Source organism: Haloferula sp. A504, assembly GCF_044385805.1.
Lineage (GTDB): Bacteria > Verrucomicrobiota > Verrucomicrobiia > Verrucomicrobiales > Akkermansiaceae > Haloferula.
On sequence record NZ_JBISBU010000044.1, the window covers coordinates 1 to 19,033 of the forward strand.

Genomic DNA, 19,033 nt, shown 5'->3' on the forward strand with positions numbered 1-19,033 from the left:
ATTGCGCCATGCCAAAAACTACCCGCCAAGGCCTCATCCAAAAAGCTCCGCGTTTCCCGACAGCCTCTCAAGCTCGCGGTCCGTACGGGGCGGACCCCAAAAAAGCCCGGTCCCGCGTATTGCGAAACCGGGCTTTGGAATGGATTCGACGACCGGTCAGGCGGTCTCCACACCGGTCGGTGCGGTTTCCTCGTCGTCTTCGGCCCCGGGCTCTTCGATGATCGGCTCGGGCTCTTCAACCGTGAACTCGATCTCGCTCTCGCGGTGGCGGTCGAAGCCGGTGCCGGCCGGGATCAGGTGACCCATGATCACGTTCTCCTTGAAGCCGCTGAGGTAGTCGATCTTGCCGAGCGTGGCCGCCTCGGTGAGCACCCGGGTGGTGTCCTGGAAGGACGCCGCCGAGATGAACGAGTCGGTTTCCAGCGAGGCCTTGGTGATGCCGAGCAGCACGGGCTCGGCCTCCGCCGGCTTGCCGCCGTTGGCGATGATCTCGTCGTTCACCTGGTTGAAGGTCGTGCGATCGACCTGATCACCCCAGAGGAACTGGTCGGCGTCGCCCGGGTCGGTGACCTTCACCTTGCGGAGCATCTGGCGGATGATGATCTCGATGTGCTTGTCGTTGATTTCAACGCCCTGCACGCGATAGACCGACTGGACCTCGTTGACGAGGTGCTCCTGGAGTTCCTGCGCGCCGCAGGCCTCGAGCAGGTCTTCCGGCGAGACCGGCCCCTCGGTGATCTGGTCGCCCCGCTTCACGAGGTCGCCCTCGGTCACGATGATGTGGCGACCCATCGGCACCAGGTGGTCGACGTGCTCGCCGCTTTCCGGATCGGTCGCGATGACCTTCTTCTTGCCGCGGACGGTGCCGCCGAAGGAAATCTCGCCGTCGATCTTGGCGATCACACAGGCATCCTTGGGCTTGCGGGCTTCGAAAAGCTCCGCCACCCGCGGCAGACCGCCGGTGATGTCCTTGGTGCGGGCCACCTTGCGCGGCGTCTTCGCCAGCTGCGTGCCGGCGCCGACCTCGGTGTTCTCGGTCACCGACAGGTGCGCACCCACCGGGATCGAATAGCTGGCGCACACGTCGCCCGACTTCGGATCGGAAATGACCACCTGCGGGTGGAGATCCTCCTTGTGCTCGGTGACCACCATGCCTTTCTTGCCGGTTTCCTTGTCGGTCTCCGACTGGACGGTGATGCCCGAGATCATGTCGCGGAATTCCACCTTGCCGGCCTTCTCGGTGATGATCGGCACGTTGTAGGGATCCCAGGTCGCGACCGTGGCGCCCTTCTTGACGTCGTCACCATCCTTGATCTCGATCTCGGATCCGATGACGATGTTGTGGCTTTCGAGCTCGAGACCGTCCTTGTCGCGGATCGACAGCGAGCCGTTCTTGTTGAGCACAACCCACTTGCCGTCGACCGACTCGACCACGCGGAGGTCCTTGTAAACGACCCGGCCGGAGTGACGCGCCTTGATGATGGGCTGTTTGAAGGCCGAGGTCGCGACACCGCCGACGTGGAAGGTCCGCATCGTCAGCTGGGTGCCGGGCTCACCGATCGACTGCGCGGCGATGATGCCGACCGCTTCGCCGATCTTCACCTCGTTGCCGGTGGCCAGGTTGAGGCCGTAGCACTTGGCGCAGCAGCCGCGCTCCGACTCGCAGGTGAGCACCGAGCGGATCTTCAGCTTCTCATAGCCGATCCGCTCGATCGCGGCCGCCTTGACCTCATCGATGAGATCGTCGGTCTTGACGATGACCTCTCCGGAAACCGGATCCTTGACCGTCTCGCAGGAAACGCGGCCGTAGATGCGGGTCGCCAGCGAGGCGGCTTCCTCGTCGCCGTCGTAGATCGGCTGCACCAGGATGCCATTGACCGTTTCGCAGTCGTGCTGCGTCACGATCACGTCCTGCGCCACGTCGACCAGCTTGCGGGTCATGTAACCCGAGTCCGCCGTCTTGAGCGCGGTGTCGGCCAGACCCTTCCGGGCGCCGTGCGTGGAGATGAAGTATTCGAGCACCGAAAGACCTTCGCGGAAGTTCGAGGTGATCGGACGTTCGATGATCTCGCCGGAGGGCTTGGCCATCAGACCCCGCATGCCCGAAAGCTGCTTGATCTGCGACTTGTTGCCCCGGGCGCCGGAGTCAACCATCATGAACAGCGGGCTGATGCCCTTGCCGTCGTTGTGCTCGAGCTTGCGGTAGAGCGCCGAGGCGATGGTGTCGGTGGCCTGCGTCCAGATGTCGACGACCTTCTGGTAGCGCTCGCCGTCGGTGATGACGCCGTTGCGATACTGCTTGGTGACCTTCTCGACCTGGGTGTAGGCATCGGCGATGACCTTCGGCTTCTCTTCCGGGATGACCATGTCGATGATCCCGATCGAAGTGCCGGACCGGCTGGCCTCGCGGAAACCAAGGCCCTTGAGTTCGTCGAGGGTCTCGACGGTTCCGGCCTGACCCGCAACCTGGTAGCAACGCCAGATGACGTCCCCCATCTGCTTCTTGCCGACCGTCATGTTGATGAAACCGAGACCTTCCGGCCAGATCTCGTTGAAACGGACACGGCCGGGCGTGGTCTCGATGATCTTGCTCTCCTTGTCGCCGAACACGGTGTCCTTGCCGTAGTCCGGATTGCGGAGGCGGATCCACTTGTGGTAGCCGAGCTTGCTCTTGCCGTCCTTGCCACGGGATGCGATCCCGTACTCGACCTCCGAGGAGTTCTCGAACAGCGGCAGGTGGTCCCCGCTCTCCTTCTCCTTCTGGGTCCGCAGCGGCGCCCAGGTCAGGTAGTAGGAGCCCAGGATGATGTCCTGCGACGGCGTGGTGATCGGACGACCGGATGCCGGCGAGAAGATGTTGTTCGGCGCAAGCATCAGCTGGCGCGCCTCCATCTGGGCCTCGACCGAGAGCGGCACGTGGACGGCCATCTGGTCCCCGTCGAAGTCCGCGTTGTAGGCGGTGCAGACGAGCGGGTGGACGCGGATCGCCGAACCCTCGATCAGCTTCGGCTCGAAGGCCTGGATCGAGAGGCGGTGCAGCGTGGGCGCGCGGTTGAGCATCACCGGGTGGCCCTTGGTCACCTCGGCGAGGATGTCCCAGACCTCGGTGGTCTTGCGGTCGATCATCTTCTTCGCCGAGCGGACCGTGTGGCAGTAGCCGAGCTCCTTGAGGCGGCGGATGATGAAGGGCTCGAACAGGGTCAGCGCCATCTTCTTGGGAAGACCGCACTGGTTGAGCTTGAGGTCGGGGCCGATGACGATCACCGAGCGGCCCGAGTAATCGACACGCTTGCCGAGCAGGTTCTGGCGGAAGCGGCCTCCCTTGCCCTTGAGCATGTCGGAGAGCGACTTCAGCGGGCGGTTGCCGGCACCGGTCACGGCGCGGCCGTGACGGCCGTTGTCGAAGAGCGCATCGACCGCCTCCTGAAGCATCCGCTTTTCATTTCGGATGATCACCTCCGGCGTCTTGAGCTGGAGCAGGTTCTTGAGGCGGTTGTTGCGGTTGATGACGCGGCGGTACAGGTCGTTGAGGTCGGAGGTCGCGAAACGACCTCCTTCAAGAGGCACCAGCGGGCGCAGGTCCGGCGGGATCACCGGCAGCACCGTCATGATCATCCACTCGGGGCGGGACTTCGATCCGGCAAATCCCTGGGTGATCTTGAGTCGCTTCGAAAGCTTCTTCTTGTTCTGCTTCGAGCGGGTCGCTTCAAGCTCCTCCTCGAGCTGCTTCTGCAACTCGACCAGGTCGACCTGGCCGAGAAGATCCTGCAGCGCCTCGGCACCCATGCCGGCGCGGAAGCTCTCCTCGCCGTAGGTGTCCTCGGCCTCGCGAAGCTCGGATTCGGTGAGGAGCTGGCCGCGTTCAAGCGGCGTGTTGGCCGGCTCGGTGACGATGTAGTCCTCGTAGTAGATCACGCGCTCAAGCTGCCGGGCGCTGATGTCGAGCACCAGGCCGATGCGAGAGGGCATGCACTTGTAGAACCAGATGTGCGAAACCGGCACGGCCAGTTCGATGTGGCCCATGCGCTCGCGACGCACGCGGCTCAGGGTCACCTCCACGCCGCAACGGTCGCAGACGACACCCTTGTGCTTGATGCGCTTGTACTTGCCGCAGGCGCACTCCCAGTCGCGGGTGGGTCCGAAGATCCGCTCGCAGAACAGGCCGCCCTTCTCGGGCTTGAAGGTCCGGTAGTTGATGGTCTCGGGGTTCTTGACCTCGCCCTTGGACCAGGACCGGATGACATCCGGGGACGCCACGGTGATGGACACCTGATCGAAGGTGTCGGGACGCTCGTCGACTCCGAAGAGCTCGCGGAGATTGGTATCAACGCTCATGATGGATAATTCTCGTAAGTTGGGTCGGGGTTGCGGGCGATTAGAGGGTCAGGTCGTCGAGATCGAAGTCGTCGCCATCCTTCGGAACGGCACCGAGTTCGGAACCGAGCTTGCCGGGACGGACGTCGAGTCCGAGGGATTGCATTTCCTTGATGAGGACGTTGAAGGATTCGGGCGTGCCGGCCTCCAGGTTGTTGTCCCCCTTGACGATGGCTTCGTAGATCCGGGTGCGGCCCTGGACGTCGTCCGACTTGACCGTGAGGAGCTCCTGCAGGGTGTAGGCGGCGCCGTAGGCCTCGAGGGCCCAGACCTCCATCTCCCCGAAGCGCTGGCCGCCATACTGCGCCTTGCCACCGAGCGGCTGCTGGGTGACGAGCGAGTAGGGACCGACGGCCCGGGCGTGGATCTTGTCGGCCACCAGGTGACCAAGCTTCAGCATGTAGATGTACCCGACGACGACCGGCTGGTGGAAGGCCTCGCCGGTGCGTCCGTCGTAGAGGGTCGACTTGCCGCCGATCGATCCGTCCTTGTTGTCGCCGATCCAGGTGTAGCCGGCGGTCTCCTCGTCGGTCTTCTTCCGGGCACGCGCCTTCTGGCTGCCGTCGCCGATGACGTTCACGCCGTCGACCTTCTTGGCCTCGGACATGTATTCCCAGATCTTGCTCTCCGGGATGCCGTCGAAGATCGGGGTGGCCACCTTGAAGCCGAGCGCCTTGGCGGCGACCCCGAGGTGCGTCTCAAGCACCTGGCCGACGTTCATCCGGCTCGGCACACCGAGCGGGTTGAGGCAGATGTCGACCGGAGTGCCGTCGTCGAGGAAGGGCATGTCCTCCTCGGGAACGATGGTCGCGACCACGCCCTTGTTGCCGTGGCGACCGGCCATCTTGTCACCCACCGAAAGCTTGCGCTTGGCGGCGACGAAAACCTTCACCTCCTTGATCACGCCCGGGTCGACCTCGTCGCCGGACTCGAGCTGGTCGAGCTTGCGCTCGCGCTCGGTGTCGAGCTCGTTGAAGCGGCCCTCGAAGGAGCCGACGATCTCGAGGATCTTGTTGCGGATCGGCGAGGGGTCGATCTCGATGTGGTCGTGGACGCTGGCCAGCTTGCGCAGCAGCGTCTTGGTGATCTTGCGGTTGGCCGGGATGATGATCTCGCCGGTCTGGGCGTTGACCACGTCGAGCGGGATCTTCTCGCCGAGCAGGATGTCCGAGAGCTTCTCGGTCAGGTCGTCGGTCAGCTTGTCCGACTTCTTCTTGTGCTCGTCGTTGATCTTCTTGAGCTGCTTCTTGAGCTCGGCCGGATCGATCTTCTCCGCCTTCTTGCGGGGCATGCCGCTCTGCGACACGCGGATTTCCTGGACGATGCCGGTGCAGCCCGAGGGCACGCGCAGCGAGGTGTCCTTCACGTCGGCGGCCTTTTCACCGAAGATGGCGCGCAGCAGCCGCTCCTCAGGGGCGAGTTCGGTCTCCGACTTCGGAGTGATCTTCCCGATCAAGATGTCGCCGGGCTTCACCTCGGCACCGATGCGGACGATCCCGTCGTGGTCGAGGTTCTTGAGGGCCTCCTCGCCGACGTTGGGGATGTCGCGGGTGATTTCCTCGGGGCCGAGCTTGGTGTCGCGGGCGGCGACCTCGAACTCGGAGATGTGGATGGAGGTGTAGATGTCCTCCTTTACCACCTTTTCGGAAATGACGATGGCGTCCTCGAAGTTGTAGCCGTTCCACGGCATGAAGGCGACCAGCACGTTGCGGCCGAGGGCGAGCTCGCCCTGCTCGGTGTTGGGGCCGTCGGCGAGCACGTCGCCCTTCTTGATCTTCTGGCCCCTGGCAACGATCGGCTTCTGGTTGATGCAGGTGCCGGCGTTGGAGCGCATGAACTTGCGCAGCGGGTAGGCGAAGATTCCCTTCTTGACGTTGGTCTTCACCGACTCGGGATCGGAAAGGAACTTCTCGTCGGCAACCGGCAGGCTGCCATCCTCGGTGGTGATGACGATCTCCGCGGTGGCGGCGGCGACGATGCCGTCGGCCTCGGCCACGACCACGGCGCGCGAGTCGCGAGCCGTCTTGCCCTCGAGGCCGGTGCCGACCAGCGGCGACTCGGACACGAGAAGCGGCACCCCCTGGCGCTGCATGTTCGAGCCCATCAGCGCGCGGTTGGCGTCGTCGTGCTCGAGGAAGGGAATCAGGCCGGCGGCCACGGAAACCAGCTGCTTCGGCGAGACGTCCATGTAGTCGACCTCGGTCGGGTCGACCTCGATGAACTCGCCGCCGGCTTCACGCGCGGTGACCTTCTCGTTGAGGAACTTGCCGGTCTTGTCGATCGGGTTGTTGGCCTGGGCGATGAGGAACTTCTCCTCCTGGTCGGCGGTGAGATACTCGATCTCGTTGCTGCACTTGCCCTTCTTGACGCGCCGGTAGGGCGTCTCGATGAAGCCGAACTCGTTGATGCGCGCGTAGGTGCACATCGAGTTGATCAGGCCGATGTTCGGACCTTCCGGGGTCTCGATCGGGCAGATCCGGCCGTAGTGGGACGGGTGGACGTCGCGCACCTCGAAGCCCGCGCGGTCGCGGTTCAGACCACCCGGCCCGAGGGCCGAGAGGCGGCGCTTGTGGGTCAGTTCGGCCAGAGGGTTGGTCTGGTCCATGAACTGAGAGAGCTGGGAGCGACCGAAGAAGTCGCGGACGACGGCCGAGAGGGCCTTCGGGTTGATGAGCTTCTGCGGCGTCATGCCCTCGATGTTCACATCGAAGAGGGTCATCCGCTCCTTCACCAGGCGCTCGGTGCGGGCGAGACCCACGCGGCACTGGTTGGCGAGGAGTTCACCCACGGCGCGCACGCGGCGGGAACCGAGGTGGTCGATGTCGTCGATCACGCCCTCGCCCTTCTTGAGGCGGAGGAGATACTTGGTTGCGGCGAGGAAGTCCTCGGAGACCATGATGCGCTCGTCGGAATCGACGCCGATCTCGAGCTTGCTGTTGATCTTGTAGCGGCCGACGCGGGTGAGGTCGTACTTCTTCGGGTCGAAGAACAGGCGCTTGAGGAGCGCGCGGGCATTCGAAGCCGTCGGCGGATCCCCGGGACGCAGCTTGCGGTAAATGTCCTTGAGGGCGCTGTCCTCGTCGTGGGCCGGGTCCTTGCGGAGCGACTTCAGAAGGATTTCGTCCTCGCGACCGTCGATCACCTCGATCTGCTTCTGGCCGAGGGCCAGGAGCTGCTTGATGATGGCGACGGTGAGAGGCTCATAGGCGCGGGCGACGATCACCTCGCCGTCGAGGATGTCCTCGAAGGGGACCAGGTGACCCAGCTCCTGCTCGTCCATCTCGTCCTTCAGCTTCAGCTTCTGGACGTTGTAGAAGTTGGTGGCGATATCGCGGTCGGTCGGGTAGCCGAGGGCGCGGAGGAAGGTGGTCGCCAGGAACTTGCGGCGGCGACGGCGGCGGTCGAGGTAGACGTAGAGCAGGTCGTTGGTGTCGAACTGCACTTCAAGCCACGAGCCGCGGTCGGGAATGATGCGGAAGCTGTGGAGGGTCTTGCCGTTGAGGTGCTGGGAGGTCTCGAAACAGATGCCCGGCGAGCGGTGCAGCTGCGAGACGATCACGCGCTCGGCACCGTTGATGATGAAGGTGCCGCGGCGGGTCATCATCGGCAGCTCGCCCATGTAGACGCGCTCCTTCTTGACGCCGGTCTCGTCCTTGAGCTTGAAGGTCACGTAGAGGGCGGCCGAGAAACTCTCGCCCTGGCGGAGGGCTTCGAGCGAAGTGATCTTCGGCTCCTCGATGTCGTAGGCAACGAAGTCGAGCTCGATGGCTTCGTCGTAGCTCTTGATCGGGAAGACCTCGCGGAAGACGGCCTGAAGACCGGTGTCGGTACGGTCACCTGCGGCGACTTCTTTCTGAAGGAAATCCTCATAGGATCGGCTTTGAACCTCGATGAGGTTCGGAGCATCGATCACTTCCTCGATTTTCCCGAATTGGAGACGTTGGGCCATGATGTGGTGGTGGTGCGGAGTGCGGTTTGAGCCCGGACCGAATCAACGGCCGGGCGGTTAGAATTTCAGGGAGTGGAGCGGGCTTCCGGAATCGGCGGAAACGTTCGTCGGTGCCGAACGCTTCCGCCGGTGCCGGATGGGCCCCGGAGGCGCCCCTCGGGGCATCTCCGGAACCACGAATCCGTGCGGTCTTACTTGAGTTCGACCTTGGCGCCGGCCTCTTCGAGCTTCTTCTTGGCCTCTTCGGCAGCGTCCTTGGCGGCGCCTTCGACGAGGGTGGAAGGAGCTGCTTCGACCAACTTCTTGGCGTCGGCGAGACCCAGACCGGGAACCACTTCGCGCACGGCCTTGATGACGGCAATCTTGTTGCCGCCAGCTTCAGCCAGCACGACGTCGAAGTCGGTCTTCTCTTCAGCGGCTTCGGCAGGACCGGCCGCAGGGCCGGCCGCGACAGCAGCCACCGGAGCAGCGGCGGAAACGCCCCACTCCTCTTCCAGTTTTTTCACGAGTTCGGCAGCTTCCAGAACGGTAAGCTTTCCGAGTTCTTCAGCAATTGCAGCAATATCAGCCATTGTTTTTCTCCTGTTCGGTATCGTCGCGGCGGGAAGCCTCCCACCATTTCATCCCGTGGCCACGGGACGACGAGGAACCATTGTGTGTTCGGGCGCCACCCGGAGAGGCGGCACCGTCCGTTCAGATTGTTCAGTCTTCCGATTTGAATTTCGCCTGGATGACCCGGGCGAGAGACGAAGCGGGTTCGTTGAGGGTGCGCACCAGCTGGGAAGCGGGGGCGTTGATTGTGGAAAGCAGGGTCGCCAGCAGCACCTCGCGGGCCGGAAGCTCGGCAATCGCCTTGACCTGCTCTTCGTCGAGGATGTCCCCGTCGAGGATGCCGAGCTTGATCGCCGGCTTCTTGAACTCCTTCTCGAAGGACTTGAGGACCTTGGCGGCGGCGGCCACGTCGGCCTCGCCGGTGACGAAGGCGGTCTGGCCGACCAGCGATTCGCCGGGATCGGGCAGGCCGGCCTCGGTCAGGGCCTTCTTCATGTAGGTGTTCTTGGCGACGTGGCACTCGGCACCGGTGGCGGCGAGGCGGGTGCGGAGTTCGGAGAACTCCGGCACGGTCATGCCGGTGTATTCCACCACCAGCACGAAGGGCGAGGAGTTCACCCGTTCGAGCAGCTCGTCGATGATGATCTTCTTGTCGGGATTCATGGCGGCAGTGGATTAGATGGTGGCGAAAACGTTGGATTCGATCGGCACGCCCGGGCTCATGGCCGCGGTCACCGTGACGCTGCGGATGAAGTTGCCCTTGGCCGCGGGCGGCTTGGCCTTGATCACGCTGTCGATGAATGCCTGGGCATTCTCAACGAGCGCCTTGTCCTCGAACGACGCGCGGCCGACAGCCCCGGCGATGTTGCCGTTCTTGTCGAGCTTGTAGTCGATCCGGCCGGCCTTGACTTCCTTGACCGCCTTGGCGGTGTCGTCGGTCACGGTGCCGGTCTTGGGGTTCGGCATCAGGCCGCGGGGTCCGAGGACCCGGGCGATCTTGCGGACCTCGGTCATCGCCTCGGGAGTGGCGATGGCGACGTCGAAATCGGTGAAGCCCTCCTGAACCTTCTTGATCAGTTCCTCGAAGCCGACGTGCTCGGCGCCGGCCTGCGTGGCCGCATCGGCGGCGGCGCCTGCGGCGAAGACGGCGACGCGGACGTTCTTGCCGGTGCCGTGGGGCAGGGAAACCGAACCGCGGACCATCTGGTCGCTCTTGCGCGGGTCCACGCCGAGGTGGAAGGAAACGGTGACGGTCGGGTCGAACTTCGGTGCCGGGAATTTCTTCACGGCAGCGACAGCCTCATCCAGACCGTAGGTCTTGCCGCCCTCCACGAGGGCGGCGGCTTTCTGGTATCGTTTGCTGCGTTGTTTGGCCATTTCTGGTTGGGGTTGCAGTGCGAACGGATTCCGGGCGGAACCCTCCTGCGGTTTTCGGGGGATCCGGCGGAGCCGGACCGCGAAAGTCTTACATGCCTTCGATTTCGAGGCCCATCTGGCGCGCCGTGCCGGCAAGAATGCGGGCGGCGGCCTCCGGATCGCTGGTGTTGAGGTCGTCCATCTTGATCTCGACGACTTCCATCAGCTTGGCCTTGGAAATCTTGCCGACCGACTTTTTGTTCGGTTCACCGGAACCCGAAGCGATGCCGGCCGCCTTCTTGAGAAGGTTCGCCGCCGGCGGCTTCTTGGTGATGAAGGTGAAGCTCTTGTCCTTGAAGACGGTGATGATGCACGGCAGCACTTCGCCCTGCTGGGCCTGGGTGGCGGCGTTGAACTCCTTGCAGAAGCCCATGATGTTCACACCGGCCTGACCGAGGGCGGGGCCGACGGGAGGGGACGGATTGGCGCCTCCAGCCGGAATCTGGAGCTTGATGACGTTGGTGATTTCCTTGGCCATGGATGTGTTTGGTAAATGCTGAAATACTGAAACTCTGAAATGCTGAAACCGGGGGTCAGTCGCGTTCGACCTGCCAGTACTCGAGTTCGACCGGTGTCGCGCGACCGAAGATGGTGACGGAGACACGGAGCTTGCCCTTCTCCGGGTCGATCTCCTCGACCACGCCGGTCTGGCTCTGGAAGGGGCCGTCGGCCACCTTGACGGTGTCGCCGACCTCGAAGCTGATGGCCGGGCGGGCGCTTTCCTCGCGCTCGGCGATCTGGGAAAGCATGGCGTCCACCTCGCGCTGGCGCATCGGAATCGGCCGGTCCTTGGTGCCGGCGAAGCCGATCACACCTTCCATCTCCTTGATGAAATACCAGGTCTCCTCGACGAGCTGGTTGTCCTCCGTGAGGAGGTTCATGTTGACGATGATGTAGCCGGGGAAGAATTTCTTCTTCGTCTCGGTCTTCTTGCCGCCCCGGATTTCCGAAACCATTTCCATCGGCACGAGCACCTCGAAGATGCGGTCACCGAGTTCCTCGGCTTCGGCCTGGCGCTTGATGCGATCGCGCACCTTCTGCTCCTGACCGGAGAGAACGTGGACGACGTACCACTGTTTTTCGGGTGGCGGAATGACGGGCATGACAAAGAAGGAAGCTCAGCGGCCGATGCCGCCGAGGCTGGTGAGGAAGAAGACGACCTGAGCGTGCACGATGTCCCACAGCGCGACGAAGCCCGCAAGCAGGACCGTGGCGATCAGCACGACGACGGTGGAATCGACAAGCTCCTTGAACTTGCGGAACCCCTTGATCTTGGGGTCCGACTCCCAGGGCCAGTTGGCCTTGCGGAGCTCACCTTTGACCTCGCCGATGAAGCGGGAGACTTTCGCGAACATGGATACTTGAATACTGGTGGGGAGAGACGGTCGGAGGGAATGGCACGGCAGGAGGGACTCGAACCCGCAACCCTCGGTTTTGGAGACCGATGCTCTACCAATTGAGCTACTGCCGTATTTTTTCCCGGTTGAGGCGATGGCGGGGCACCCCGGGAGAATCCCAGAGTGCCCCGAGAATTGGGCCGCTTGCCGGAGGACCGGCAAGATGACGTCCCGAAGCTGGATCAGTCAAGGATATCGGCAACCCGGCCGGCACCCACGGTGCGGCCACCTTCACGGATGGCGAAGCGCATGGCCTTCTCCATCGCGATCGGGGTGATCAGCTCGACCTCAAGCGTGACGTTGTCACCGGGCATGACCATCTCGACGCCGTCGGGCAGCTTGATGGAACCGGTCACGTCCGTCGTGCGGAAGTAGAACTGGGGGCGATAGTTCGAGAAGAACGGCGTGTGACGGCCGCCCTCGTCCTTCGACAGGACGTAGATCTCGCACTGGAACTTCTTGTGGGGAGTGACGGAACCCGGCTTGGCGATCACCTGGCCACGCTCGACATCGGTCTTCTTGAGACCACGGATGAGCAGGCCGACGTTGTCACCCGCGCGTCCCTCGTCGAGGAGCTTGCGGAACATTTCGATGTCGGTGACGGTCGTCTTCTGGGTGTCGCGGATGCCGATGATCTCGACTTCCTCCATCTTCTTGACGATGCCGCGCTCGACCCGGCCGGTGCAGACGGTGCCGCGGCCCTCGATCGAGAACACGTCCTCGACGGGCATCAGGAAGGGCTGGTCGATCGGGCGCTCGGGCTCGGGGATGTAGGAGTCCACCGCTTCCATCAGCTTGAGGATGTTGGCCTTCTGGTCGGCGTCGCCTTCGAGGGCCTTGAGGGCGGAACCCTTGACGATCGGAATCTCGTCGCCGGGGAATTCGTAGGTGGAGAGGAGGTCGCGGACTTCCATCTCGACGAGCTCGAGGAGTTCCTCGTCGTCGACCTGATCGGTCTTGTTCATGAACACCACAAGCGCCGGGACACCCACCTGACGGGCGAGCAGGATGTGCTCACGGGTCTGGGGCATCGGACCATCCGCCGCGGAAACCACGAGGATCGCTCCGTCCATCTGGGCGGCACCGGTGATCATGTTCTTCACGTAGTCGGCGTGCCCGGGGCAGTCGACGTGGGCGTAGTGGCGGTTCTCGGTCTCATATTCCACGTGGGCGGTGGAAATCGTGATGCCGCGTTCCTTCTCCTCGGGGGCACCATCAATTTCGTCGTAGGCCTTGGCGATCGCGCCGCCGGTCTCTGCGAGGGTACTGGTGATTGCTGCGGTGAGAGTGGTCTTGCCGTGGTCGACGTGACCGATGGTCCCGACGTTGACGTGGGGCTTGTTGCGCTCGAATGCTTCTTTGGCCATGGTGGTGGTTTGCTTTGGACTGCTGATCTTTACTTGTACCGCTGGAGCTTGTGGTGGGAATTGAACCCACGACCTCACCCTTACCAAGGGTGTGCTCTACCCCTGAGCTACACAAGCTTGTCGGCTTTGATGCGAAACCCGGCAGACCCATCATCACCCCGTGTCGCAAGATCTGGCGACAACGGAATTCCGAGTTAGGCCCCCCGGGAAAAGCGGGCGGACTCTTACTGAAGCCGACCACCCTGTCAAAAAAAATATGGGCCTTGTGCACTTTTGCTCGGAATCCCTGATTTTTGGGGCTTTCCGGACTTTCCGGACCTGCGGGAACGCCCTCTCCGGAGCCGTTATCAGGAACCCTCTTCCGCCGCTTCGATCCGGCGCGAAAAACGCTCGATCGAAAGGCACCGCCCGCTGGCCGGATCGAGGTCGCCGATCACCCCGCAGAGGCGGACGGCTCCCTTGGCGACGGGGAAGCGGGTCGGCATGCCGGTCCGGAAACGCCAGACGACGGAATCCACCGCCCGGCCGAGCACCGAATGCTCCGGACCGCACATGCCCGCATCGGTCAGCGCCCCGGTCCCGCCGGGAAGGATCCGCTCGTCGGCGGTCTGCACATGGGTGTGGGTTCCGGCGATCAGGGACGCCGAGCCGTCGAGGGCATGGGCCATGGCGATCTTTTCGCTGGTCGTTTCGGCGTGGAAATCGACGAAAATCATCCGCACGCCCCGCTCCTGGAGCCTGCCGATCTCCGCTTCGACCAGCAGGAAAGGGTTTTCCAGCGGCGGCTGGATGAAGGTCCGGCCCTGGGCATGGATCACCGCGACCTCGCCTTTCGGCGTCTCGAGGACCACGGATCCGGCACCGGGTGTGCCTTCCGGGTAGTTGATCGGCCGCAGCAGACGCGGCTCGGTCGGGAAGTAATCGACGATCTCCTGCTGGTCCCAGACGTGGTCGCCGGTGGTGATCACCGCCGCGCCGGCGCGCAGCAGGTCGATGGCGATCTTCGGCGTGATCCCCCGCCCGCCCGCGGCATTCTCGCCATTGACCACGATGAAATCCAGCGACAGCTCCTTGCGCAGCGCGGGCAGTTGTTCGATAACCGCCCGGCGCCCGGGTTCACCGACCACATCTCCGAGAAAAAGAATTCGCAAGGGTTCCATGCCGCTTCGCTAGGTCATCGGAGCCCCGAGCGCCCCTCCCGCCAAGCAAATTCCCGATGAAGGCCGCACGATCCATCATTCCCCTCGCGCTGGTGGCCGCCATCGCGGGCGGCCTGACGTGGTGGTATGTGCAGAAAACGGACTCTCCGCCGGCATCCGGCCCCGGCATCCCGATCGACCAGCCGCTCGGCGACCACCCCGCCCTGTCGAGCCTCGCCTCCCCGCCCGATTGGAGCGAACTCGATCCCTGGCAATCCACCATTTCCCGCGAGAACTTCGTCGACCAACTCGAATCGGTCTTCACCGTCACCTCGTCGTGGCGCGACTGGTTCCACATCGGGGAAAAGGACGTGCTGATCGAAACCGGCGTCGATGACGAGCGCTACCGTCTGCGCTTCGCGGAGAAATCCCTGACCCAAACTCCCTCCCGAAGCTGGCGCACCGCCTCGGAGTTGGACCCGGCCACCGCCGAACGCCCCCTCGAGGACGTCCACATCGCCATCGACCCCGGCCACATCGGTGGCCGCTGGGCGAAAATCGAGGAACGCTGGTTTCAGGTCGGCGAGGACCCTCCGGTTCAGGAAGGAGACATGACCCTGCTCGTGGCGAAGCTGCTCCGGCCCCGCCTCGAGGCCCTCGGCGCCGACGTCTCCCTCGTCCGGGACCAGCTCGAACCAGTCACCGACTACCGGCCCGAATCGCTGATGGACGCCGCCCGGGAGATCCAGCCGGACTCGCCCCAGCAGCTCGCCGAGCGCCTCTTCTACCGCACGGCGGAAATCCGGGCCCGGGCGGAAAAGGTCAACGACGAACTCAAGCCCGACCTCGTCCTCTGCCTCCACTTCAACGCCGAAGGCTGGGGCAACCCCGAGGATCCGACGCTGGTCGACCGCCACCATTTCCACCTGCTCGTCAACGGCGCCTACACCGACGGGGAAATCGCCCTCGCCGATCAACGCCATCACGCCGTCCGCAAGATCGTCGAGGGCATCCACGACGAGGAAGTCGCGCTCGCCGGCGCCATTGCCAGCCGTTTCGCGAACGACACCCGCCTGCCGCCCTACCTCTACGAGATCAACTCGAAACGCGCGCTCAACATCGACAGCAACCCCTACATCTGGGCCCGCAACCTGCTCGCCAACCGACTCTACCAATGCCCGGTGGTCTTTCTCGAGCCCTACGTGATGAACTCGACCCTCGACTATCCACGCATCCAGGCGGGCGACTACAAGGGAACCCGAAAGGTCGCGGGCAAGGACCAGCCGTCGATCTTCCGCGAGTATGCCGACTCGGTCGCGGCGGGACTCGCCGAGTACTACCGGGCGGCGCGGCCCATCGAGTAGGAGAGACCATGCTCCGATTCAAGCCGGCCGGCCTGGCCGCGGTCGCGGGCGGTGGAAAAGGACTTTGTCGCCCGGCCGCATGGCATACCCTCAACGAGATCCCGCCACAAAACCACTGATCCCCGATCCCTTGGCACCCGGCACTCCATCCCACCTTCTGCTCTGCGGCCACGGTTACGTCGGCCAGGCCACCACCCGCGATTTCCTCGCCGCCGGCTGGCAAGTCACCGCCATCAACCGGGGCAGTGGCTGCGGCGGCTCGCCGCAGGCGGTGGAAGCGGCGGCCCGCCGCTCAAACCTCTCCTCACTCACCGCCGACCTCTCCTCCCGGGAAGACATCCACCGGCTCGCCGCCGCCATTCCCGCGCCCGACTTCATCGTTCACTGCGCGTCCTCCGGCCGCGGCGGGGCCGAGGCCTACCGCCACGTCTATCTCGACGGCTGCCGCCACCTGCTTGAAGCCTTCCCCGGCGTTCCGTTGCTCTTCACCTCCTCCACCTCGGTCTATGGCCAGACCGACGGCCGCGTGGTCACCGAGGAAAGTCCCGCCCAGCCCGACCGCGAGACCGGCCACCTCCTGCGCGAGACCGAGGACCTCGTCCTGTCGCATGACGGAATCGTCTTCCGCCTCGCCGGCATCTACGGCCCGCACCGTAGTGTGATCCTGAAGAAGTTCCTCGCCGGCGAATCGACCCTCGAGGAGGACGGTCGGCGCTTCCTCAACCAGATCCACCGCGACGACGCCGCCAGCGCCATCCTGCACGCGGCGACCACTTCCCTGCCCGGCGGACTCTACAACGTCGCCGACTCCCACCCGCGCAGCCAGCTCGACACCTTCACGGCCTTGGCGGAACTCTTCGATCGCCCGCTGCCCCCGAGCGTCCCCCGCGACCTCAACCGCAAACGCGGCTGGACCCACAAGCAGGTCTCCAACGCCAAACTCCGGGCCGCAGGCTGGGAACCCCGGCACCCGGATTTCCTGAAGGCGGCGGAAAGCGTCGCCGCGAGCCTCGGCTAGCCACGTTTATTCATCCGGACCCGTTTTCTCGGATCGGAGAAACACGCACCCCACGGCGATTCCAACCGCCAGAACAATGCACAGGGGCCGCGGCCATCCACCGTCGTAGCTGACCTTCATCCCAGATTCAGCAGCTTCCTTGGCCCATTCATCGAACTCCCGACGCTCCATGACCTGGGTCCACCACAAAAGGGCCGCGATCGAAACGGAGGCGAGCGCAGTATAAATTCTAACCAAGCGCTCGATCATGCCTTTGGTATCGGGTTCATTGCTTTTTCATCTCCTCCGTGATCCGCTTGAGTGCCTTGTGAAGCGGCGACTCCGCCTTGAGGTTGGTGATCTTCACGTCGACCAAGTAGCCGTCATCGGCCTCGGCGACCTTGTAAACGCACTCGAGGACCGCCTCGAGCAGTTCCTCGGTCTGGTGTTCCTGCTCGACCTCGCCGTAGTCCAATTCGATCCGGTACTTCCGCCCGGAATCGAAGAACGGATTCACCTTGATCCCGGCGACGCTCGCCAGGTTGATGTTGCCCTGTTCATTGAATGAAACCGAGGGCGGCACGTATGGCAGTCCGATGGCATGGAAAGCCGTATCCGGAAGCGCCTTGCCGATGATGAACGGCACCTCCACCACCGCTATCTCGCCCTGCAGCGTGTCGAGCGGCTGGGGCACCAGGGTCAGACCATCTTCCGTGGCATGGGCGGTCACGGCTAGGGCGACAGCGGCAAGCAGATTGGAAACCACACAGATTTTCATCGGTCGACAACCTAGTCGAACGACCAGGAATCGGAAAGACCGAACCAAGCCCCCTCAGTCCCGCCGTGGCTCACCCAAAGAACAGGACCAACACGCTGAAAAGAATCACCGGCAGCCCGCCGACAACCGCGAAAGTCATGAGCATCGCGGCCACCGCTGAAGTCGTGGGCTTGTTAAAGAGCCGGTCACCACAATCCTCGCACTGATCAAACACAGCCCCGAAGCCATACAGGAAGATCCGGACCACCCATCCGTAGAGCAGCATCCGGCTCATCGACATCTTGGGAAAACGCCGATCGACGTGAGAAATCCGCCGACCACCACAGACCCGGCAGCCGTCGATACGGCCATCCAGGGATGACGGTGCGGCCTTCGGTGTCTCGTAGGGGTTCATTCGGCAAGCCTTACCTATTCCCGCGCCGCCAGCCACTCCCGGGCCTCCCGCCGCCAGCGGCTCTGGCGGTGCATCCAGCGATCGGTGTGCGGATGGACCACCTTGCCCTCGGGGATCTCGAAGATTTCGGCGACCGGAGGCTTGAGGAAGGTGAAGTCGGCCATTTCGAGATGTTCTCGAAGAAAGTCGTTGCCGATGCCGGTCACCAGCACCGGGCGGCCCTTGATGCGCGCCAATCGCTTCAATGCCGATTCCCGGTCGTCCTCCGGATAGCCCCACAGCCTCTCCCCATCGAAATGGTCATGCGCGATCAGCCCTTTCCAGAATCCCGCGATCTCATCATCCGCGAGACCGATGTAGCTGGTCGCGATCGCCCCCCGCGAGAACCCGCAGAGCCAGACCTGCTTCGGGTCGCCGCCGAACTCCCGGCAGATCCTCGGGAGGTTCACCTTGCCGTAGTCGATCGTCGCCTGACGGTCACCCCACCACTGCAGCGCATTACGTTTCCCGCCCTTCTCGATGTAGGGCATCGATACCCAGATGAAGCCCTTCCCGCCGGTCAGGCCGTAGCCAAGGTTGGCGTCCTTCACCTCGCCGGTCGATCCGCTCGCCGGATGGCGGTTGCCGGTGTATTCGACCATCACCGGATATGTCCCGCCCGGCTTCCAGTCGATCGGAAGGTAGAGTGCGTGGTAAACCCCGGTTCCCTCGTATTCGGGGGCCTGTTGACGCACCCGACATCCGGCGGCAGGTGTTCCGCCGGTCATTTCGGGCGTCACGAGGTCCGGTTCCCCCGGGATTGCATCGCCTTCGGAAGCCCCGGCCAAGTGGGCGACCAGGAGTGCTGCGATGGCGAGCGTTGTGATTCTCCGGCCCATCCCGACCGCATCCTAGATGCCGGGATGATCTTCGGGCGGACCCGGAGGCATGACGGTCGATTCGTTCTCCCCTCGAGCGGCCGAGCCACAGCAGTCTCCCTTGAGCACCAGCCAAATGCCGGCGGCCACGGCCCCGAGCAAAAGCACACCCCCGAGCGAAACACCCGCAGGATGTTCGCGGGCGATTTTTCCCGCCCGCTCAACCCCTTCCCGGGCATAGTCGCGACTGTTGCGGAGCGCATCGGGAAGCGTGTGCCGGCCCGCATGGGTGACGAGGTGCTTCACGTCGTGTTGCAGGCTCGAAATGTCGTCGCGCACCCGCGAAAGCAGGTCGGCGGCCCGTTTGTCATCGATAATCTTGTCCATGGTCTTTCCCTTTCCCTTCCACTCAACGCCAGCACCGGCGAGGTTTCAAGCGAGGTCCGCGG

Annotated in this window: 16 protein-coding genes and 2 tRNA genes; 2 read left to right on the top strand and 16 right to left on the bottom strand. The window is 63.8% G+C overall.

What is annotated here, in order from left to right; genetic code table 11:
- Window positions 1-156 precede the first annotated feature (156 nt).
- The 12 genes from rpoC to ACG2LG_RS17405 form a co-directional block, all read right to left on the bottom strand.
- A complete protein-coding gene (gene rpoC / locus ACG2LG_RS17350) occupies window positions 157-4,335 on the bottom strand; it encodes a DNA-directed RNA polymerase subunit beta' (protein WP_396261098.1) in 4,179 nt (1,392 codons plus the stop codon).
- Between the two features lie 40 nt (window positions 4,336-4,375).
- A complete protein-coding gene (gene rpoB / locus ACG2LG_RS17355) occupies window positions 4,376-8,323 on the bottom strand; it encodes a DNA-directed RNA polymerase subunit beta (protein ID WP_396261100.1) in 3,948 nt (1,315 codons plus the stop codon).
- Window positions 8,324-8,514: 191 nt separating this feature from the next.
- Entirely contained in the window at window positions 8,515-8,895 is a 381-nt protein-coding gene (gene rplL, locus ACG2LG_RS17360) for a 50S ribosomal protein L7/L12 (RefSeq protein WP_396261102.1), read from the bottom strand.
- Between the two features lie 130 nt (window positions 8,896-9,025).
- The gene (rplJ, locus tag ACG2LG_RS17365; protein ID WP_396261103.1) at window positions 9,026-9,538 is read right to left on the bottom strand and encodes a 50S ribosomal protein L10; all 513 of its coding nucleotides are present in this window, start codon (window positions 9,536-9,538) and stop codon (window positions 9,026-9,028) included.
- 12 nt (window positions 9,539-9,550) lie between these two features.
- Window positions 9,551-10,252, bottom strand: coding sequence for a 50S ribosomal protein L1 (rplA, locus tag ACG2LG_RS17370; protein WP_396261105.1), 702 nt, complete (start codon window positions 10,250-10,252; stop codon window positions 9,551-9,553).
- 88 nt (window positions 10,253-10,340) lie between these two features.
- Window positions 10,341-10,769, bottom strand: a complete 429-nt coding sequence (rplK, locus tag ACG2LG_RS17375) for a 50S ribosomal protein L11 (protein ID WP_396261107.1) — start codon at window positions 10,767-10,769, stop codon at window positions 10,341-10,343.
- Window positions 10,770-10,824: 55 nt separating this feature from the next.
- Window positions 10,825-11,394, bottom strand: a complete 570-nt coding sequence (gene nusG, locus ACG2LG_RS17380; protein ID WP_396261109.1) for a transcription termination/antitermination protein NusG — start codon at window positions 11,392-11,394, stop codon at window positions 10,825-10,827.
- A gap of 15 nt (window positions 11,395-11,409) precedes the next feature.
- Window positions 11,410-11,646, bottom strand: coding sequence for a preprotein translocase subunit SecE (locus tag ACG2LG_RS17385; protein WP_396261111.1), 237 nt, complete (start codon window positions 11,644-11,646; stop codon window positions 11,410-11,412).
- Between the two features lie 40 nt (window positions 11,647-11,686).
- Window positions 11,687-11,762 (bottom strand) — tRNA-Trp (locus ACG2LG_RS17390).
- A gap of 108 nt (window positions 11,763-11,870) precedes the next feature.
- Window positions 11,871-13,055 (bottom strand): elongation factor Tu, encoded by a 1,185-nt coding sequence (gene tuf / locus ACG2LG_RS17395; RefSeq protein ID WP_396261112.1) that lies wholly within the window; start codon window positions 13,053-13,055, stop codon window positions 11,871-11,873.
- A gap of 42 nt (window positions 13,056-13,097) precedes the next feature.
- A tRNA-Thr gene (locus ACG2LG_RS17400) sits at window positions 13,098-13,172 on the bottom strand.
- Window positions 13,173-13,402: 230 nt separating this feature from the next.
- Entirely contained in the window at window positions 13,403-14,215 is an 813-nt protein-coding gene (locus tag ACG2LG_RS17405; RefSeq protein ID WP_396261114.1) for a TIGR00282 family metallophosphoesterase, read from the bottom strand.
- A gap of 56 nt (window positions 14,216-14,271) precedes the next feature.
- Between ACG2LG_RS17405 and ACG2LG_RS17410 the strand changes: the two genes are divergently transcribed.
- Together ACG2LG_RS17410 and ACG2LG_RS17415 are read left to right on the top strand one after the other, a co-directional pair.
- The gene (locus ACG2LG_RS17410; RefSeq protein ID WP_396261116.1) at window positions 14,272-15,558 is read left to right on the top strand and encodes a hypothetical protein; all 1,287 of its coding nucleotides are present in this window, start codon (window positions 14,272-14,274) and stop codon (window positions 15,556-15,558) included.
- Between the two features lie 79 nt (window positions 15,559-15,637).
- On the top strand, window positions 15,638-16,576 hold the full coding sequence (locus ACG2LG_RS17415) for an NAD-dependent epimerase/dehydratase family protein (RefSeq protein ID WP_396261118.1): 939 nt from the start codon (window positions 15,638-15,640) through the stop codon (window positions 16,574-16,576).
- Between the two features lie 265 nt (window positions 16,577-16,841).
- Here the strand turns inward: ACG2LG_RS17415 and ACG2LG_RS17420 are convergent, their stop codons facing one another.
- From ACG2LG_RS17420 to ACG2LG_RS17435, 4 genes are all read right to left on the bottom strand, one after another.
- Entirely contained in the window at window positions 16,842-17,333 is a 492-nt protein-coding gene (locus ACG2LG_RS17420) for a hypothetical protein (protein WP_396261120.1), read from the bottom strand.
- A 70-nt stretch (window positions 17,334-17,403) separates the two neighbouring features.
- Window positions 17,404-17,727 (bottom strand): hypothetical protein, encoded by a 324-nt coding sequence (locus ACG2LG_RS17425; protein ID WP_396261122.1) that lies wholly within the window; start codon window positions 17,725-17,727, stop codon window positions 17,404-17,406.
- Window positions 17,728-17,741: 14 nt separating this feature from the next.
- A complete protein-coding gene (locus ACG2LG_RS17430) occupies window positions 17,742-18,605 on the bottom strand; it encodes a hypothetical protein (protein WP_396261124.1) in 864 nt (287 codons plus the stop codon).
- Window positions 18,606-18,617: 12 nt separating this feature from the next.
- Entirely contained in the window at window positions 18,618-18,971 is a 354-nt protein-coding gene (locus tag ACG2LG_RS17435) for a hypothetical protein (RefSeq protein WP_396261126.1), read from the bottom strand.
- Window positions 18,972-19,033 lie beyond the last annotated feature (62 nt).

Coding starts and splice junctions, on each gene's coding strand:
- rpoC (WP_396261098.1), bottom strand. CDS start 4,335: ATGAGCGTTGATACCAATCTCCGCGAGCTCTTCGGAGTCGACGAGCGT.
- rpoB (WP_396261100.1), bottom strand. CDS start 8,323: ATGGCCCAACGTCTCCAATTCGGGAAAATCGAGGAAGTGATCGATGCT.
- rplL (WP_396261102.1), bottom strand. CDS start 8,895: ATGGCTGATATTGCTGCAATTGCTGAAGAACTCGGAAAGCTTACCGTT.
- rplJ (WP_396261103.1), bottom strand. CDS start 9,538: ATGAATCCCGACAAGAAGATCATCATCGACGAGCTGCTCGAACGGGTG.
- rplA (WP_396261105.1), bottom strand. CDS start 10,252: ATGGCCAAACAACGCAGCAAACGATACCAGAAAGCCGCCGCCCTCGTG.
- rplK (WP_396261107.1), bottom strand. CDS start 10,769: ATGGCCAAGGAAATCACCAACGTCATCAAGCTCCAGATTCCGGCTGGA.
- nusG (WP_396261109.1), bottom strand. CDS start 11,394: ATGCCCGTCATTCCGCCACCCGAAAAACAGTGGTACGTCGTCCACGTT.
- ACG2LG_RS17385 (WP_396261111.1), bottom strand. CDS start 11,646: ATGTTCGCGAAAGTCTCCCGCTTCATCGGCGAGGTCAAAGGTGAGCTC.
- tuf (WP_396261112.1), bottom strand. CDS start 13,055: ATGGCCAAAGAAGCATTCGAGCGCAACAAGCCCCACGTCAACGTCGGG.
- ACG2LG_RS17405 (WP_396261114.1), bottom strand. CDS start 14,215: ATGGAACCCTTGCGAATTCTTTTTCTCGGAGATGTGGTCGGTGAACCC.
- ACG2LG_RS17410 (WP_396261116.1), top strand. CDS start 14,272: ATGAAGGCCGCACGATCCATCATTCCCCTCGCGCTGGTGGCCGCCATC.
- ACG2LG_RS17415 (WP_396261118.1), top strand. CDS start 15,638: ATGGCATACCCTCAACGAGATCCCGCCACAAAACCACTGATCCCCGAT.
- ACG2LG_RS17420 (WP_396261120.1), bottom strand. CDS start 17,333: ATGAAAATCTGTGTGGTTTCCAATCTGCTTGCCGCTGTCGCCCTAGCC.
- ACG2LG_RS17425 (WP_396261122.1), bottom strand. CDS start 17,727: ATGAACCCCTACGAGACACCGAAGGCCGCACCGTCATCCCTGGATGGC.
- ACG2LG_RS17430 (WP_396261124.1), bottom strand. CDS start 18,605: ATGGGCCGGAGAATCACAACGCTCGCCATCGCAGCACTCCTGGTCGCC.
- ACG2LG_RS17435 (WP_396261126.1), bottom strand. CDS start 18,971: ATGGACAAGATTATCGATGACAAACGGGCCGCCGACCTGCTTTCGCGG.